Annotated in this window: 16 protein-coding genes; 10 read left to right on the top strand and 6 right to left on the bottom strand. The window is 40.7% G+C overall.

Annotated features, from left to right (window positions below; translation table 11 throughout):
• Nucleotides 1-22: 22 nt before the first annotated feature.
• Both ibaG and murA read left to right on the top strand, forming a co-directional pair.
• Nucleotides 23-277, top strand: a complete 255-nt coding sequence (ibaG, locus tag M0M83_RS17105; RefSeq protein ID WP_125890421.1) for a BolA family iron metabolism protein IbaG — start codon at nucleotides 23-25, stop codon at nucleotides 275-277.
• Nucleotides 278-329: 52 nt separating this feature from the next.
• On the top strand, nucleotides 330-1,592 hold the full coding sequence (murA, locus tag M0M83_RS17100) for a UDP-N-acetylglucosamine 1-carboxyvinyltransferase (protein ID WP_125890420.1): 1,263 nt from the start codon (nucleotides 330-332) through the stop codon (nucleotides 1,590-1,592).
• A 109-nt stretch (nucleotides 1,593-1,701) separates the two neighbouring features.
• Here murA and degS read toward each other — a convergent pair whose 3' ends face one another.
• From degS to zapG, 3 genes are all read right to left on the bottom strand, one after another.
• A complete protein-coding gene (gene degS, locus M0M83_RS17095) occupies nucleotides 1,702-2,766 on the bottom strand; it encodes an outer membrane-stress sensor serine endopeptidase DegS (RefSeq protein ID WP_125890419.1) in 1,065 nt (354 codons plus the stop codon).
• A gap of 114 nt (nucleotides 2,767-2,880) precedes the next feature.
• A complete protein-coding gene (locus M0M83_RS17090) occupies nucleotides 2,881-4,275 on the bottom strand; it encodes a Do family serine endopeptidase (RefSeq protein ID WP_125890418.1) in 1,395 nt (464 codons plus the stop codon).
• A gap of 377 nt (nucleotides 4,276-4,652) precedes the next feature.
• The gene (gene zapG, locus M0M83_RS17085; protein WP_125890417.1) at nucleotides 4,653-5,057 is read right to left on the bottom strand and encodes a Z-ring associated protein ZapG; all 405 of its coding nucleotides are present in this window, start codon (nucleotides 5,055-5,057) and stop codon (nucleotides 4,653-4,655) included.
• 345 nt (nucleotides 5,058-5,402) lie between these two features.
• On the opposite strand from zapG, the gene zapE reads away from it, so the two are divergent.
• The 5 genes from zapE to sspB all read left to right on the top strand — a co-directional run bounded on the left by zapE (nucleotide 5,403) and on the right by sspB (nucleotide 9,357).
• Nucleotides 5,403-6,533 carry a cell division protein ZapE gene (zapE, locus tag M0M83_RS17080; RefSeq protein WP_125890416.1) on the top strand — a complete coding sequence of 377 codons (1,131 nt, stop codon included), beginning with the start codon at nucleotides 5,403-5,405 and terminating at the stop codon, nucleotides 6,531-6,533.
• Nucleotides 6,534-6,839: 306 nt separating this feature from the next.
• On the top strand, nucleotides 6,840-7,268 hold the full coding sequence (gene rplM / locus M0M83_RS17075) for a 50S ribosomal protein L13 (protein ID WP_004258237.1): 429 nt from the start codon (nucleotides 6,840-6,842) through the stop codon (nucleotides 7,266-7,268).
• Between the two features lie 14 nt (nucleotides 7,269-7,282).
• Nucleotides 7,283-7,675, top strand: a complete 393-nt coding sequence (rpsI, locus tag M0M83_RS17070) for a 30S ribosomal protein S9 (RefSeq protein ID WP_004258235.1) — start codon at nucleotides 7,283-7,285, stop codon at nucleotides 7,673-7,675.
• Nucleotides 7,676-8,216: 541 nt separating this feature from the next.
• Nucleotides 8,217-8,858, top strand: coding sequence for a stringent starvation protein SspA (sspA, locus tag M0M83_RS17065; RefSeq protein WP_125890415.1), 642 nt, complete (start codon nucleotides 8,217-8,219; stop codon nucleotides 8,856-8,858).
• A gap of 4 nt (nucleotides 8,859-8,862) precedes the next feature.
• Nucleotides 8,863-9,357 (top strand): ClpXP protease specificity-enhancing factor, encoded by a 495-nt coding sequence (sspB, locus tag M0M83_RS17060; protein ID WP_213913101.1) that lies wholly within the window; start codon nucleotides 8,863-8,865, stop codon nucleotides 9,355-9,357.
• 84 nt (nucleotides 9,358-9,441) lie between these two features.
• On the opposite strand, the gene M0M83_RS17055 is transcribed toward sspB, so the two are convergent.
• On the bottom strand, nucleotides 9,442-10,848 hold the full coding sequence (locus tag M0M83_RS17055; protein WP_213913100.1) for an FAD-dependent oxidoreductase: 1,407 nt from the start codon (nucleotides 10,846-10,848) through the stop codon (nucleotides 9,442-9,444).
• A 300-nt stretch (nucleotides 10,849-11,148) separates the two neighbouring features.
• On the opposite strand from M0M83_RS17055, the gene arcB reads away from it, so the two are divergent.
• From arcB to mtgA, 3 genes are all read left to right on the top strand, one after another.
• Nucleotides 11,149-13,494, top strand: a complete 2,346-nt coding sequence (arcB, locus tag M0M83_RS17050; protein ID WP_248467059.1) for an aerobic respiration two-component sensor histidine kinase ArcB — start codon at nucleotides 11,149-11,151, stop codon at nucleotides 13,492-13,494.
• Between the two features lie 232 nt (nucleotides 13,495-13,726).
• Nucleotides 13,727-14,377: an isoprenoid biosynthesis glyoxalase ElbB gene (gene elbB, locus M0M83_RS17045; RefSeq protein ID WP_125890411.1), complete on the top strand. Its 651-nt coding sequence runs from the start codon at nucleotides 13,727-13,729 to the stop codon at nucleotides 14,375-14,377.
• A gap of 8 nt (nucleotides 14,378-14,385) precedes the next feature.
• Nucleotides 14,386-15,108: a monofunctional biosynthetic peptidoglycan transglycosylase gene (mtgA, locus tag M0M83_RS17040; RefSeq protein ID WP_125890410.1), complete on the top strand. Its 723-nt coding sequence runs from the start codon at nucleotides 14,386-14,388 to the stop codon at nucleotides 15,106-15,108.
• A 63-nt stretch (nucleotides 15,109-15,171) separates the two neighbouring features.
• Here the strand turns inward: mtgA and dolP are convergent, their stop codons facing one another.
• Entirely contained in the window at nucleotides 15,172-15,747 is a 576-nt protein-coding gene (dolP, locus tag M0M83_RS17035; RefSeq protein WP_125890409.1) for a division/outer membrane stress-associated lipid-binding lipoprotein, read from the bottom strand.
• Between the two features lie 9 nt (nucleotides 15,748-15,756).
• A complete protein-coding gene (diaA, locus tag M0M83_RS17030; protein WP_004908326.1) occupies nucleotides 15,757-16,347 on the bottom strand; it encodes a DnaA initiator-associating protein DiaA in 591 nt (196 codons plus the stop codon).
• Between the last annotated feature and the right edge of the window lie 22 nt (nucleotides 16,348-16,369).

The following is a 16,369-nucleotide window of genomic DNA, read 5'->3' as shown; positions in this document are numbered from 1 at the left end:
ATAATTAATAAATTGAGTCATTATGGATACCAACGAAATTAAGCAAGTATTGATGGAAAAACTGTCTCTGAATGAGGCTATTGTTACTGGTGATGGTAGCCACTTTCAGGTTATTGCTGTCGGTGACATGTTTGACGGTATGAGCCGTGTTAAGCAACAGCAAGCAATTTATGCGCCTTTAATGGAGTATATTGCGGATAACCGCATTCATGCTCTGTCTATTAAAGCGTACACCCCTGCGCAATGGGAGCGCGATCGTAAACTTAGTGGCTTTTGATTTCAAAACCTAAGCGAACAGACTGTAAAATTCGACATACGAGAATACTTTAATGGATAAGTTTTTAGTTAAAGGACCAACCCGCTTACAGGGTGAGGTCACTATATCTGGCGCAAAAAATGCGGCATTACCAATCCTGTTCGCTGCTCTGTTGGCTGAAGAGCCGGTAGAAATACAGAATGTCCCTCACTTGAGGGACATTGACACAACAATTAAATTATTGAATCAACTAGGAACAAAAGTAAAACGCAATGGCTCAGTTTACGTCGATGCAAGCACTGTAACGACATACTGTGCGCCTTATGACCTCGTTAAAACTATGCGTGCATCTATTTGGGCTTTGGCACCATTGGTTGCTCGTTTTGGTCATGGTGAAGTTTCTTTACCTGGCGGCTGTGCTATTGGTGCTCGTCCTGTTGATTTACATATCTCTGGTTTAGAACAATTAGGCGCCAACATTGTTCTGGAAGATGGTTATGTGAAAGCGACAGTCGATGGGCGTTTGAAAGGTGCGGATATCGTAATGGATAAAGTCAGTGTGGGTGCGACTGTCTCTATTATGACAGCTGCAACGCTAGCTGAAGGCACAACAACGATTGAGAATGCGGCACGTGAACCTGAAATTGAAGACACCGCCAACTTCTTAAATACTCTTGGCGCAAAAATTACAGGCGCAGGTACTGACCGTATTGTTATAGATGGTGTTGAACGTTTAGGTGGGGGAGTTTATAAAGTACTGCCTGACCGTATTGAAACGGGAACATTTTTAATTGCTGCAGCGGTTTCACGCGGCAAAGTCATCTGCCGCAATGCACGTCCAGATACACTCGATGCAGTGTTAGCTAAACTACGTGAAGCAGGGGCTAAGATTGAAATCGGTGATGACTGGATTAGCTTAGATATGGAAGGTCAGCGTCCAAAAGCGGTGACATTACGTACAGCACCACATCCAGGGTTCCCAACGGATATGCAAGCACAGTTTAGTTTACTTAATCTTGTTGCTGATGGGGCTGGTATGATCACCGAAACGATTTTTGAAAACCGTTTTATGCATATCCCTGAGCTAATCCGTATGGGCGCTCACGCTGAAATTGAAAGTAATACTGTGTTATGTCACGGAGTTGAAAAATTAACCAGTGCACAAGTGATGGCAACAGATTTACGTGCTTCTGCAAGTTTAGTTATTGCTGGCTGCATTGCTGAAGGGACAACAACCGTTGACCGTATTTATCATATTGACCGTGGTTATGAGCATATCGAAGATAAACTACGTGGCTTAGGTGCAGACATTCAGCGCGTGCATTCAGATGATTAATGCTTTGATGAGGTGAATAGGCGCTGGCTTCATTCATCTATTTTTAGTAAATCAAAAAAGGTTGTTCGATATTGAACAACCTTTTTTACGAAAGACCGTTTAAAAATGATTATCCTGCCTGCTCATCAGGAATTTCTTCGATAATCACATCAATATTTTTAATTTCGCCATCTCGTAAAATCTGTACTGCGGTTTTGCTTCCAGGGCGGATTTCTGCGACTAAGTCCATGGTTTCTGCGGCTGAAATGGCCGGTTTGCCATCAACGGATAAAATGATATCCCCTTGCAATATCCCCGCTTTGGCTGCTGGCCCGCCCGGGGCAACCTGGAAAACGCGTAATCCTTGTATTTGATTAATATTATTATGATTTGATCTGATTTGAGGCAATTCGCGTGCTGTAATACCAATATAACCACGGATAACTCGACCATCACGAATCAGTTTATCCATGATCTTAGTGGCAAGGGCGGTAGGAATGGCAAAGCTTAAACCTTCAGAGCTAATGCCTTGACCTGCAGTGAAAGAAAGTGTGTTGATACCAACTAACTCGCCTTCGGTATTAATTAATGCCCCGCCAGAGTTACCCGAGTTGATTGAAGCATCTGTTTGCAGGAAATTTTGCCGGCGAGTCGAACTTAGCCCTACGCGACCGGTTGCACTGATAATCCCTTGAGTAACGGTTTGACCTATATTGTAAGGGTTACCGATTGCAAGTACGACATCACCAACATGAGTGACGCGTTGTGTATTAATTGGAATGACAGGTAGGTTATCAGCGTCAATTCTCAGTACAGCGAGATCTGTTAATGGATCAGAACCAACCAGTAGGGCATCAAAAATAGCACCATCTTGTAAAGCCACTAAGATTTGGTCTGGGTTATCAACAACATGTTTATTGGTGATAATGTAGCCATTTTGGCTCATGATCACACCTGAACCGAGGGATTTTAATTCACGTCCTGACTGGGAAAAACTCCCTTTTGAGCTGCTGTAAACATAGACTACTGCAGGTGCAGCACGGCGTACAGCTTTGTTATAACTGACGGGTTCACTGTTTGTTTTACCATATAGTAAATCGGCTAAACCTTGAGGGCGCAAAGAAGGAACCGCAACGATAATAATCAATGCAGTCAACAGGCCAAGCATGACAGATAAAGTTAGCTTTTTCACCATAGGATATAAAATATTGAGTTATCGCTTAAACATGTTCTGAGCATAACACAAAAAAACGGGCACAGCAGAGTGATACTGTACCCGTTTATTGATTTTCAGAGGGTTTTTGATGAATTAATTTCTCATCAGTAAATATAAAGTTTCGCCATCACGTAATACTTTCATTGCTAACACCGGAGGTTTAGCGTCGATAATCTTACGGAATTGTTCAATAGTCTCAACACGAGCGTCATTGACACCAAAGATTAAATCACCTTTTACGAGGCCAATGGCTGCGGCTGGCGATTTTGGCGCTACGCTGTCTACTTGTACACCTTTAGTGTTGCTAACGGTTGCATTAGAAATTGTTGCACCTAATAACGATTCACTCAGTTTTTCTGCTTTTGTTGTTGAGCCTTCGTCGTTCTCCAGAACCACTTTGACTTCCATCGGTTTGCCTGAGCGAATTAAACCAATCGTGATCTCTTTACCGATTTGGCTGGTGCCGATTTTGGCTCTTAGCTCAGCAAAGCTATTAATGCGTTTACCATCAACAGAAACTAAAACATCACCGGATTTAATACCCGCTTTAGCCGCCGATGATTTAGGTAAAACTTCACTCACGAAAGCACCGCGCTGTGCATCAATATTAAATGCTTTAGCGATATCGGAGCTCATTTCAGTACCTTTTATACCTAAGATCCCGCGTTTGACTTCACCATGCTTAATTAACTGCTCGCTCAGGTTTTTAGCCATATTACTTGGGATCGCAAAACCGATACCGATATTGCCGCCACCTGGTGCCAAAATAGCGGTATTAATACCGATTAATTCACCATTTAAGTTAACGAGTGCACCACCAGAGTTACCACGGTTAATGGAAGCATCGGTTTGGATAAAGTTTTCTAACCCTTCAAGGTTTAAACCGCTACGGCCTAATGCTGAGATAATCCCTGATGTGGCTGTTTGACCTAGGCCAAATGGGTTACCCACCGCGACAGCGAAGTCGCCAACGCGTAATTTGTCAGAGTCTGCAATACTAACAGCCGTTAAATTTTTGATATCTTTTGCATTGCTTATTTTCAATAAGGCGATATCTGTTTGTGGGTCTTTACCAATTAAGTTAACTGTAATTTCTCGACCATCATTTAATTGAATTTGAATTTTGTCAGCACCATCAATGACATGGTTGTTAGTTAAAATATAACCTTGCTGGGCGTCAATAATGACACCAGAACCTAAGCCTTCAAATGGACGCACGCTTTGTTGTTGCTGTGGTATATTTGGGCCAAAAAAGAATTTAAGTTCTTCTGGAATTTGTTGGCTCTGTACGCGGGTACCAGACACATGAATATTCACTACAGCAGGCAATACTTTTTCAAGCATAGGGGCCAAGCTAGGCATGTTCTGGCTTTGGGCTGTAGCAGGTAAAGTGGCGGGCAATGCTGCACTGCTAACCGCAGGAATAGCCGCTAAAGATAACCCTAAACTCATTGCTACTGCGGTAAGAAAAAAGTTTTTTCTTTTCATAATTCAGTCGATTCTCTCAAGAATAAATTATTAACTCACTGTGAATGCAACTTAGAAGAAACACAATGCGTTGATATAATATTGGTTGGTATCAGATTCAATTTTACTGATGACTATGACTACCGATTATGCGCAAAAGTTCCCATGACGGGTAGCGAATATCTACTCTTTTACATCTATTTACACGTGCTTTAAGTGAAACTTTAATTTCTATACAGTAGATAAATGAATTGTTAAATTGTATTTGGATGGAAATCTTGTTCAGAATTATTAAATAAAAATTTAATAATGAAAGACACACAGAAAGTGATTAAATTTAGTGTGTTTTATAGTAAATCACCAGTAAAAGGTGCTTACTGGTGATAAAAGATAAAAATTTACTTTTCTTTCTCTTCGATAGGGCGGAAAAGACCCGAAGCACCATCTGAGTAATCTCTTGGTGGCATCTTAACCGGCGCTTGGTCGTTATCTGCTTCAGATTCGGTTAAACGATAGTTAAATGGGTTGTCTTGCTCTGGCATATCAGGCATTAATTCAGACGAACTTTGTGCCATGTGTTGGTAAAGCTGGCGGTAATCGCGTGCCATTTTATCCAATAATTCTGCGCTACGGGCAAAATGGCTAACAAGTTCTTTACGGTACTCTTCGAGTTCAGTACTTTTTTTGTCTAGCTCAGCTTGCGCTGTTTTTTGTTGGCGAAGCTTTGGGTTGCCATAGCGCACAACTAATGCACCGATGATAAAACCCACAATCAATCCGATTAATGCATACTCCCAGGTCATGCTGACTCCTTCATTACTTCAATGTTTACAGATTCAATGTTCGCAGAAATTAGTGTTGTTACCGTTACTATACCTTAAATAATTCAAGTTGCATGTAAGCGTCAAGTAAAGCGTCTTAACATATTGCCATCTGACGAGTTAAGTGATGAAAAAATCTACAAGCCTTGAAGTCGATAGGTTTAATTAGCCAACAACTTATTAAGAGTGGAATCTTAAATCGAATTTCCTTACTCTATAGCGCTCGTTAACCGAAAGTTAAATGATAACTGAATCTAGTTATAATAAAGGCAGTGTATATCAAATAACGGTAAAAAAACCGAAAAATTTTTAAGGATTATTCAGTTAATGTCGCCGATGACCCCTACAATGCGTTATCAACAAGCGCTTGCTGATGGCAACTATCAGCCAGATGACGTACAAAAGCTTGCTGTGGAACGCTTGGATAAAATATATCAGCAGCTTGTTGATGCCAATTTTTCCACTTTACAAGATAAGCCTTCAGGTTTAAAGCAACGCTTTAGTCGTCTTTTAGGTAAAACGTCAACAGCGCCGATTATTCCCGTACAAGGACTATATATGTGGGGCGGCGTTGGTCGTGGGAAGACTTGGCTAATGGATATGTTTTACGAAAGTTTGCCAGGTACTCGTAAACTTCGCTTGCATTTTCATCGGTTTATGAAAAAAGTACAAGAAGATTTGATGGCGTTGCAAGGCCAAGAGAACCCGCTAGATATTATTGCAGATGAGTTTAAAAAACAAACGGATGTGTTGTGTTTTGATGAGTTTTTTGTGTCGGATATTACCGACGCTATGATCCTTGGCACTTTGCTCGAAGGGCTCTTTGCTCGCGGGATCACACTGGTCGCAACTTCAAATATCCCCCCTGATAATCTCTACCGTAACGGTTTGCAGCGAGCGCGTTTCTTACCTGCTATTGAGCAAATTAAAAAATACTGTGATGTGATGAATGTCGATGCAGGCATTGATTACCGTTTAAGGACCTTAACTCAAGCACATCTTTTTTTATCTCCGATTAATTCTCAAAATCGCCAGCATTTGGATGAAATTTTCATTAAGTTGGCTGGTAAGAAAGGAGAGCAACATCCCGTTTTAGAGGTTAATCATCGTAAGATGCAAGCCATTCATGCAGCGGAAGGGGTATTAGCCATCGAGTTTAAAGTGTTGTGTGAAGAGCCTCGTAGCCAAAATGATTATATTTATCTATCAAATTGCTACCACACCGTGTTGTTGTACAATGTCCCCGTGATGGGAACAATAGATGAAAACCCAGCACGTCGTTTTTTGGCATTAATTGATGAGTTTTACGAACGAAAAGTTAAATTAGTTATTAACGCGGAAGTGCCAATGGAGTCGCTTTATCAAGGGCAACTTTTGGCTTTTGAGTACCAGCGTTGCTTGTCTCGATTGCAAGAAATGCAAAGTGAAGAGTACTTGAAAATACCGCATCTAACTTAAAGTGAGTAATCAAACAGGGTTGTTAGCAAAAAGTCACCTGGATTGCATGATTTAAGTACAAAGTGCGATGTTTATTCGAACAAACGTAAAAAAAATGCATTTGGGGTCGATTTTTGTTTCTGACTTCTCTATAATCTTGCGACCCCACGTTACAGCGTTGTTTTTTATTTCCCAAAAAATAACGCATAAATGCCAGTTAGGCTGCTCGAAGGGGTAGGTTTACTGGACAAAGAGTCGTGTGAACCTCAGAAAGCTTATGAACATGAGTGTTCACCAACGTGTAACTTCAATATTGGGTAAGTTTTAATGAAAACTTTTACAGCTAAACCAGAGACCGTAAAACGCGACTGGTACGTTGTTGATGCAGATGGCAAAACTTTAGGCCGTCTTGCAACTGAAATTGCTAGCCGTCTGCGCGGTAAGCATAAAGCGGAATACACTCCGCACGTGGATACTGGTGATTACATCATCGTTCTGAATGCAGAAAAAATTGCTGTTACCGGCAATAAACGCGAAGACAAAATCTACTATCGCCACACTGGCCATGTAGGTGGAATCAAGCAAGCAACTTTCGAAGAAATGATTGCTCGCAGTCCTGAGCGTGTGCTTGAAATCGCGGTTAAAGGCATGTTGCCAAAAGGACCTCTGGGTCGTGCAATGTACCGTAAACTGAAAGTTTACGCAGGTAATGAGCACAACCACGCGGCTCAACAACCGCAAGTTCTTGACATTTAATCGGGATTATAGCAATGGCTGAAAATCAATACTACGGCACTGGTCGCCGCAAAAGCTCATCTGCTCGTGTCTTTATTAAGCCGGGTAGCGGTAACATCACAATCAATCAACGTACACTGGAACAATACTTTGGTCGCGAAACTGCGCGCATGGTCGTTCGTCAGCCGTTAGAATTGGTTGAAATGTTGGAAAAATTGGATCTGTACATCACTGTTAAAGGTGGTGGTATTTCAGGTCAGGCAGGCGCAATCCGTCACGGTATTACTCGTGCACTGATGGCTTATGATGAGACTCTTCGTTCTGATCTGCGTAAAGCTGGTTTCGTTACCCGTGATGCGCGTTCTGTTGAACGTAAAAAAGTGGGTCTGCGCAAAGCACGTCGTCGTCCACAGTTCTCCAAACGTTAATTTATTACCCTTTGGGTATAAAATTGATGAAAAAACCCGTCTTAGTGGCGGGTTTTTTATTGTCTATTGTTTTACTTACATTTTTATTCTAAATGATAGAATAACGGCGTTGAATCATGATGCTTTATATAAGAACGAATATATAATTTAAAGAGAAAATAATAATCTAAAATTAAACGTAATTATGAGTTAACAGTATTCGTATATTTTTTATGAATATAGCTCAAACTATAGAGTTAACTTTAAGGTTTTTATTCTTTTGTTTTTGTTTTTGTGTTAGTTAAATTCTGAGTTTCTTCTTTTTCTTTATTTTTTATGAAATAAATCGATGATTTTCTCTAGGTAGCCCCCCTAAGTTGTACAAAATCTGTTAGAATATGTCCCTGTTTTTTTATTTCACATTTCTCGCCTTTACTGTGCGGGAGGGTTGTGTTGACTTTCAATATGGATAAATGAAAGTTAAACACAGGGGATTTTAAAATGGGTAATGGGTAATTAAAAATTAATTACATTTCGTCCATTTTGTATTTTGGAGGTTTTAATGGCTGTCGCTCCTAATAAACGTTCGGTAATGACATTGTTCTCTGGCCCTACTGACATTTTTAGCCATCAGGTACGTATCGTTTTGGCTGAAAAAGGGGTAAGTGTTGAAATTGAACATGTCGAACCCGGTCATCTGCCTCAGGATCTGATTGATCTCAACCCATATCAGAGCGTTCCAACATTAGTTGACCGTGATCTGACTCTCTATGACCCACACATTATCATGGAATACCTTGATGAGCGTTTTCCTCATCCACCATTAATGCCAGTTTACCCTGTTGCACGTGGTACTAGCCGCCAATTGATGCACCGTATTCAAAATGATTGGTATTCATTAATGGGTAAAATAGAGAATGGTAGTGCGCAAGAAGCCGCAAATGCCCGTCGTCAGCTGTCTGAAGAACTGATCGCTGTTTCTCCTGTTTTTGCTGAAATGGAATTCTTCATGAGTGATGAATTCAGTTTAGTTGATTGCTATTTAGCGCCGCTATTATGGCGTTTACCCGTACTTGGTATTGAATTGAACCCATCTAGCAGCAAATACTTGCAGTTATATATGCAGCGTGTGTTTGCTCGTGACGCATTCTTAGCATCGTTGACTGAATCTGAGCGCGAAATGCGTTTGTCTACAAGAGGCTAAAAGAATGATGGAAATGACAGCAATGTCACCACGTCGCCCTTATTTGTTACGTGCCCACTACGAGTGGTTACTTGATAACGATATGACTCCGCATTTGGTGGTTGATGTCACCGTTCCTGCTGTTAACGTTCCTATGGAGTTTGCCCGTGATGGGCAAATTGTGTTGAATGTTGCGCCAAGAGCTGTTGGTAATTTTGAAATAACCAATGATGAAGTGCGTTTTAATGCTCGTTTTGGTGGGATACCGCGTCAAGTTTATGTCCCTATGGCCGCAATTATGGCGGTATATGCACGTGAAAATGGTGCTGGAATGATGTTTGAGCCTGAAGCTGCCTATGATGCAGAATTATCTACAGGTTTTGAGAACGCTGAAGAACCTGAAGACAACATTACTTTAGTTCATGAAGCTGAATTTGTGGATGAAAATTCACATGAGCCGTCAGAGGATGAACCACCACGACCACCAAAGGGTAGGCCTTCTTTAAGAGTTGTAAAATAGCTCATTAGGCGGGTTAGTCGCAAATTAAAAACAGGGGGGACCCCCTCTGTTTTTATATACCTTCTATTTCATATAAATAGCTAACTAAACCCCTAGAAATAACAAAATACCTTCAGCAGCATTACGTCCATCAGCAATCGCAGTCACAACAAGATCTGAACCTCTTATTATATCCCCACCGGCAAACACTTTTTCATGGGAAGTTTGAAAAGGTATGGGACTATTACGGTTTGCCAAAATATGGCCATACTTATCACGCCTGACTAATGCGTTATCTAGCCAAGCTTGTTGGTGAGGTGCAAATCCATAAGCCACAATTACGGCATCGGCTTCTATAAAAAAGGTTGAATCATCAACGAGTTCTAATTGATGTCGACCATTTTCTAATTTGCCATTCTGTGTGCGAGTGGCGTAAACCCCTGTAAGCTGCTGTTGTTCATTAACGGCAAACTGGGTGACTTGCAAATTAAAATGGAACTGAGCGCCTTCATCTAATGCATTGGCAACTTCTTTTCGTGAGGCTGGTAGACTTTGTTCATCTCTACGATAGAGACAACTAACTTGTTTCGCTCCTTGGCGAATGGCGCTACGGACACAATCCATCGCAGTATCTCCACCTCCTAATACGATAACGCTTTTTGAGTGTAAATTGATATAGGGCTCGTCATTAGGAATAGGAAGCTGCATTAAATAACGCGTATTTGCGATTAGATAGGGGAGTGATTCAAAAACGCCCTGAATCGATTTTTTAGGCAAGTTACCTCGAATAGCTTGGTAAGTACCAGTGCCAATAAAAATAGCGTCATAATTGCAAAGAAGCTCATCTAGAGAGATATCTGTACCTACCTCGGTGTTCAATTGAAACTGAATGCCCATTTCTGTAAATATTTCTCGTCGTTGGATCATCAGCTTCTTTTCTAACTTAAATGAGGGAATACCAAAGGTGAGTAATCCCCCTATTTCAGGGTGTTTATCATAAACGACGACATTTACACCATTTCGAATAAGTACATCCGCGCAAGAAAGACCTGCAGGACCTGCACCAACAATGGCGACACGCTTGTTCACTGCACGAATAGGGGAAGGCGTTGGGCGCCATCCCATCTCAAAGGCGGTATCATTAACATATCGTTCAATATGACCGATAGTGACGGAACCTGTTGTATCATGAAGTACACAGGCTAATTCGCAGAGTTTTTCTTGTGGGCAAACACGCCCACAGATTTCAGGTAAGCTATTGGTATGGTGGGATAATTCTGCCGCTTCAAGTATTTTGCCTTCGGCAGCAAGCTTGAGCCACTTTGATATTGGGTTATGTAACGGGCACTTCCATTCACAAAAAGGGCTACCACAAGATAGACAACGGCTCGCTTGCTGTTGTACATCAACGGCATTATCGGGCTCATAGATTTCAGTAAACGCTATTTTGCGGATTTCCAACGCTTTTTTGAGCGGTTCGCGACGTTGGTGACCGAAAATATTTGAATTCATGGTATTCCTTACTGGATTTTGTCTGATTTTACTTGAGATAGCTTGGGATTTTACTGTGATTTTAGCGGCCTTACCCAAGGAACAATAGTGCTATTATTTTGATTTTTATGTAATTGTGATTAAAAGTTATCCAAAATGAACTTTTACTTTATCTAATAGAAAGAAAATACCTGATTGTTTTTTATCATTAATCGTAAAAAATGGCTATTGAATGAGCGGGATCGACATTTCGAGTGAATAATCATCCGAAACTGCCTTGTTTGATATATGATTCAAAGAGAATTTAACTAAGGGGTGGTTATGAAAGTACTTCGCGGCCTTGCGCAATACTATGTCGATTTAATGATGAAGCTCGGTCTAGTGCGTTTTTCTCTGTTACTCGCAGCTGCACTGGTTGTTCTTGCCATGATAATGCAAATGGCAGTGACAATTTTTTTAAGGGGGCATGTAGATAGCCTCGACATGGTGGGGTCAATTTTCTTTGGGTTAATCATCACTCCATTAGCCGTCTACTTTTTGTCGGTGGTGGTTGAGCAACTTGAAGAATCTCGGCAGCGTTTATCGCGAATGGTTGATAAACTTGAAGTTATGCGAAAGCGTGATGCGGATTTAAACATTCAACTTCAGGGAAATATTGAACAGCTTAACCTTGAAATCTTAGAACGAGAAAAGGCTGAGCGCGCTCACTTAGAGCTTCTTGAGCAATTAAAACAAGAAATGAAATACCGTGAGCAGACACAAATTGAACTTGAGCAGCAATCTGTATTACTTCGTTCATTCTTAGATGCCTCACCTGACCTAGTCTATTATCGCAACGAAAATAATGAGTTTTCGGGATGTAACCGAGCAATGGAACTGTTGACTGGGAAAAGTGAAAAACACTTAGTTGGGTTAACGCCATTAGATATTTATGATGTTGAAATTGCCTCCAAGGTTATGGAAACCGATGAAAAAGTTTTTCGGCATAATGTTTCTCTCACATATGAACAGTGGCTGGTATATCCAGATGGCCGTAAAGCCTGTTTTGAGCTCCGTAAAGTGCCTTTTTATGACCGAGTTGGCAAACGACATGGTCTAATGGGCTTTGGGCGCGATATAACAGAGCGTAAACGCTATCAGGAGGCGTTAGAGAACGCGAGTAGGGAGAAAACCACCTTTATCTCTACAATCAGCCACGAGCTTCGTACACCCCTTAACGGCATCGTTGGTTTGAGCCGAATTTTATTAGACACCGATTTAACTTCGGAACAATCTAGCTATTTAAAAACGATCCATGTCAGTGCCGTAACTTTGGGTAATATATTCAATGATATTATTGAGATGGATAAAATTGAACGCCGTAAAGTTCAGTTAGATAACCAGCCAATCACATTATCTGAATTTGTGAATGACTTAGAGAATTTAAGTGGGTTATTGGTGCAGCCAAAAGGGCTAAAATTTGTCATGGATGTTGCGCCTGCATTACCCAAAACGGTTTTAACCGATGGGACTCGTTTACGGCAAGTCTTATGGAATTTAATTGGCAATGCAGTTAAGTTCACGCAGAAAGGTGAAGTGAAGCTTAGTATTTGGCAAGAAGCTGAAAATAAATTGTTTTTTAAAGTTCAGGATAGCGGCATAGGCATACCGAAAGACGAGCTAGATAAAATTTTTGCAATGTATTATCAAGTAACAGATTCTGCTGGTGGTAAACCGGCTACGGGAACGGGGATTGGGCTTTCTGTATCTCGTCGTTTAGCACAAAATATGGGAGGCGATATACAAGTTGAAAGTGAAATAGGCCAAGGTTCCACTTTTACGTTATCCATTACCGCGCCTGTTGTTGAAAATGATGTTACTGAACAGCAAGATAGTGAAGACGATTACCCATTGCCAGCATTGCATATTCTACTCGTAGAAGATATTGAACTGAATGTCGTCGTTGCTTGCTCTGTATTAGAAAATTTAGGCAATACGGTTGATGTGGCAATGAATGGTAAAGATGCCCTCGAAATGTTTGCCCCTGGTGAATATGATTTAGTTTTATTGGATATTCAATTACCTGATATGACAGGTTTAGATATCTCTAGGCAACTAAAACAGCAGTATGATAAGCAAGACTTACCACCATTAATTGCATTAACTGCAAATGTTCTCAAAGATAAAAAAGAATACTTTGATGCAGGTATGGATGGTGTATTGAGTAAACCATTATCCGTCCCTGCATTGACTCAAGTTATTGAGCAATTTTGGGGGGAACAATCGACTCAACTTGAAAAAGTATCGAATGACCGTGATGCTTCAAGTGTTGATGAGTCAATATTAGATTGCGACATGCTAGAGCAGTATATTGAATTAGTTGGCCCTAAGCTTATTTATGATGGGCTAGATGTCTTTGAAAAAATGCTTCCAGGCTATTTGGCTATTCTTGACTCGAACATGGTGGCTAAAGACCAAAAAGGCATTGTTGAGGAAGCCCATAAAATCAAAGGGGCAGCAGGCTCTGTTGGTTTAAAGAATTTACAGAAAATAGCACAACAAATTCAGTCTCCTGATTTACCAGCATGGTGGGACAATGTACAGGAATGGGTGGATGAACTAAAACAAGATTGGAAAGCAGATATAGAAACTTTGAGAAACTGGGTTGATGAACGTACAAAAAAATAACCCCAACCGAAGTTGGGGTGCGCGAATACTGCGCCAACACCAGGGAAATCATTGATCTGCATGTGCTTTTTGTTTTTTGCAAATCATTAAATTCGGTATATCACTGTAAGGAACAACATCAAGATACCAAAATTTAGCGAATCTGTTACAAGATTCATTAAAATCTGTGATGAAGATTGATGTTTATGCGCCTTAGTGCTTGAGAGATAATTTACTACAAATGGAGGAAGATATGAAATCAATTGCGGTTATTTTAAGTGGCTGTGGTGTTTTTGATGGAAGTGAGATCCATGAGTCAGTGTTAACAATGCTGGCTTTGAGCCAAAATAATGCTGAAGTTCAATTTTTCGCACCTGATGAGCTGCAACCTACTGTTATTAATCATATGAATGGTGAATCTAAAGCAGAAAAACGCAATCAAATGGAGGAGTCTTCACGTATTACACGTGGTAAAATATCGCCTTTGTCGTCAGCTGATGCTTCAAAGCTAGATGCCCTCATAATTCCTGGTGGTTTTGGTGCTGCAAAAAATTTATGTGATTTCGCTGTTAAAGGAAGTGAGTGTGTAATTAATAAAGAACTATTAAGTTTAGTTCGCCAAATGCACCAACAAAAAAAGCCGTTAGGGCTGATGTGTATTGCACCGGTGATGCTCCCTAAAATGTTAAATACATCAGTCGTACTAACTATTGGCAATGATAGTGAAACGATTGCTCAAATAGAAATGATGGGCGGGAAACATATTAAATGTGCTGTTGATGACATTGTAATTGATGAAGTTAACCGAGTTGTTACAACACCTGCTTATATGCTTGCTCAATCAATTTCTGAGGCAAATACAGGTATTAATAAACTCGTTAAGAAAGTATTGGAAATGGCGTGATTATTTGAATGCGAACTATTGTTTCTAGATTATGGCACTGGTTAAAGAAGATCACATTTTCATTACTTGTGGTGTGGATTTGTTCAGTCGTCTTATTTAAATATATACCAGTGCCTTTTTCCGCAGTGATGATTGAGCGGCAAATTACCGCATGGATAAACTTAAATTTTTCTTATGTGTCTCATTCGGAATGGGTAGATGAAAATCACATTTCTCCGTATATTTATTTAGCTGTAATTGCAGCAGAAGATCAAAATTTTCCTCATCACTGGGGTTTTGACCTTGATGCAATCGAGCGAGCTTACAAGCATAATTTGAGCAATAAACAAACAATCAGAGGGGCTTCAACGATCTCACAACAAACAGTAAAAAACCTATGGTTATGGGATGGAAGAAGTTGGTTAAGAAAAGGGTTAGAGGCAGTAATGACTCCTATTATGGAGTTGATGTGGTCAAAGAAAAGGGTTTTGACTGTTTATCTCAATATAGTTGAGTTTGGTGATGGGGTTTTTGGGGTTGAAGAGGCTGCAAATAAATTCTTTAATAAGCCTGCTAGTAAGCTTTCGATGAGTGAAGCTGCACTATTAGCTGCGGTTCTTCCTAATCCTCATAGATATAGCGTAAAAAGCCCATCCTCTTACGTCCTCAAAAGGCAAGCTTGGATCTTGAATCAAATGCACTTACTGGGGGGTAAGAATTATCTGAAAATAAATAAGTTAATGGATGAATAAGAAAAAAGCCATGGTTTTTCACTCACGGCTTTTGTTTTTATAACGATATATTATTGTTTATGATTAATTAAGATAAGTGAAAGCGGTAGTAACTCGACGAACACCATCTGTTTCACTTGCAATTTTGGCCGCTGCATCGCCTTCTTGTCTTGTTAGTACACCTAGTAAGAAAACCTCACCATTTTCAGTAATGACTTTTACACTACCTGACTTAACGCTATCACTAGCAAGGATTTTAGATTTAACTTTGGTTGTTAACCAAGTGTCTTTCGACGCGGTACCCAAATCAACGGGTTCTCCACTACGGACTTCATTATAAACTGCGATGGTGCCATCAACATTAGAGGCTATTTGTTTTGCTCGTTCAGCCCAAGCCATATCAGGGCTTTGGCCAGTTAACAGCACATTACCTTTATAAGCGGTTGCAATGATACGGGCTTTACCTGAAATATCCTTATCTTTGTTTAGTTGTCCACTAACCCTAGCTTCTAAGGTCCCATCGTCAACCTGTTGGCCAACAGTACGAGGGTCCGTGGCACTTTTCGTTGCAACAGCCGCAGAACCTACGACGGCAGCGCCTATACAGCCTTGTAATAGAACAGTACTGATGACTATGGCAAAAATTGGTATTAATCGCATTTTGTCTCCTTAATCGTCCTGATGTGGGAAAAGAGTATTATCTATGAGGTCACACAGACAGTTTACAGTAAGAAGATGAACTTCTTGAATTCGAACACTTCGTTGGGATGGAATGCGAATTTCAACATCTTGGGGGCCAAGTAAACCCGCGAGTTCCCCTCCGTCATAGCCTGTTAAGGCGACAATTGTCATGTCTCTAGTGACTGCAGCTTCAACAGCTTTAATAATATCACTGCTATTACCATGAGTTGAAATCGCCATCAAAACATCGCCATGTTGACCTAGTGCTCTAACTTGTTTCGCATAAATTTCAGAAGGTTGCTTACTACCCGAAATGGCAGTTAACACGGCATTATCGGTATTAAGTGCTAAAGCGGGTAAGCTGGGGCGCTCGGTTTCAAAGCGATGGATCATACTCGCCGCAAAGCGTTGTGCCGTAGCAGCGGAAGCGCCATTACCACAACATAAAATTTTGTTGCCATTGAGTAAAGACTGAACCATCATCATGGCGGCTCTAGAAATGGCATCAGGCAGCGCTTCAGCGGCTGCTATTTGAGTTTGGATGCTTTCAGTAAAGCAAACTTTTATTCGGTCTAGCACGAGTTTTTCCTTTGTCGCCTCG

Origin of the sequence: Providencia rettgeri (assembly GCF_023205015.1) — a bacterium.
In the GTDB taxonomy this organism is placed as follows: domain Bacteria; phylum Pseudomonadota; class Gammaproteobacteria; order Enterobacterales; family Enterobacteriaceae; genus Providencia; species Providencia rettgeri_E.
Note: the sequence above shows the minus strand (reverse complement) of the source record. Positions and strands in the feature narration are given on the sequence as shown.

Excerpts from the sequence above, each read along its gene's own strand:
- murA (WP_125890420.1), top strand. The coding sequence starts at position 330 with ATGGATAAGTTTTTAGTTAAAGGACCAACCCGCTTACAGGGTGAGGTC.
- ibaG (WP_125890421.1), top strand. The coding sequence starts at position 23 with ATGGATACCAACGAAATTAAGCAAGTATTGATGGAAAAACTGTCTCTG.
- sspA (WP_125890415.1), top strand. The coding sequence starts at position 8,217 with ATGGCTGTCGCTCCTAATAAACGTTCGGTAATGACATTGTTCTCTGGC.
- mtgA (WP_125890410.1), top strand. The coding sequence starts at position 14,386 with ATGCGAACTATTGTTTCTAGATTATGGCACTGGTTAAAGAAGATCACA.
- dolP (WP_125890409.1), bottom strand. The coding sequence starts at position 15,747 with ATGCGATTAATACCAATTTTTGCCATAGTCATCAGTACTGTTCTATTA.
- rplM (WP_004258237.1), top strand. The coding sequence starts at position 6,840 with ATGAAAACTTTTACAGCTAAACCAGAGACCGTAAAACGCGACTGGTAC.
- sspB (WP_213913101.1), top strand. The coding sequence starts at position 8,863 with ATGATGGAAATGACAGCAATGTCACCACGTCGCCCTTATTTGTTACGT.
- zapG (WP_125890417.1), bottom strand. The coding sequence starts at position 5,057 with ATGACCTGGGAGTATGCATTAATCGGATTGATTGTGGGTTTTATCATC.
- degS (WP_125890419.1), bottom strand. The coding sequence starts at position 2,766 with ATGGTGAAAAAGCTAACTTTATCTGTCATGCTTGGCCTGTTGACTGCA.
- M0M83_RS17055 (WP_213913100.1), bottom strand. The coding sequence starts at position 10,848 with ATGAATTCAAATATTTTCGGTCACCAACGTCGCGAACCGCTCAAAAAA.
- M0M83_RS17090 (WP_125890418.1), bottom strand. The coding sequence starts at position 4,275 with ATGAAAAGAAAAAACTTTTTTCTTACCGCAGTAGCAATGAGTTTAGGG.
- elbB (WP_125890411.1), top strand. The coding sequence starts at position 13,727 with ATGAAATCAATTGCGGTTATTTTAAGTGGCTGTGGTGTTTTTGATGGA.
- zapE (WP_125890416.1), top strand. The coding sequence starts at position 5,403 with ATGTCGCCGATGACCCCTACAATGCGTTATCAACAAGCGCTTGCTGAT.
- arcB (WP_248467059.1), top strand. The coding sequence starts at position 11,149 with ATGAAAGTACTTCGCGGCCTTGCGCAATACTATGTCGATTTAATGATG.
- rpsI (WP_004258235.1), top strand. The coding sequence starts at position 7,283 with ATGGCTGAAAATCAATACTACGGCACTGGTCGCCGCAAAAGCTCATCT.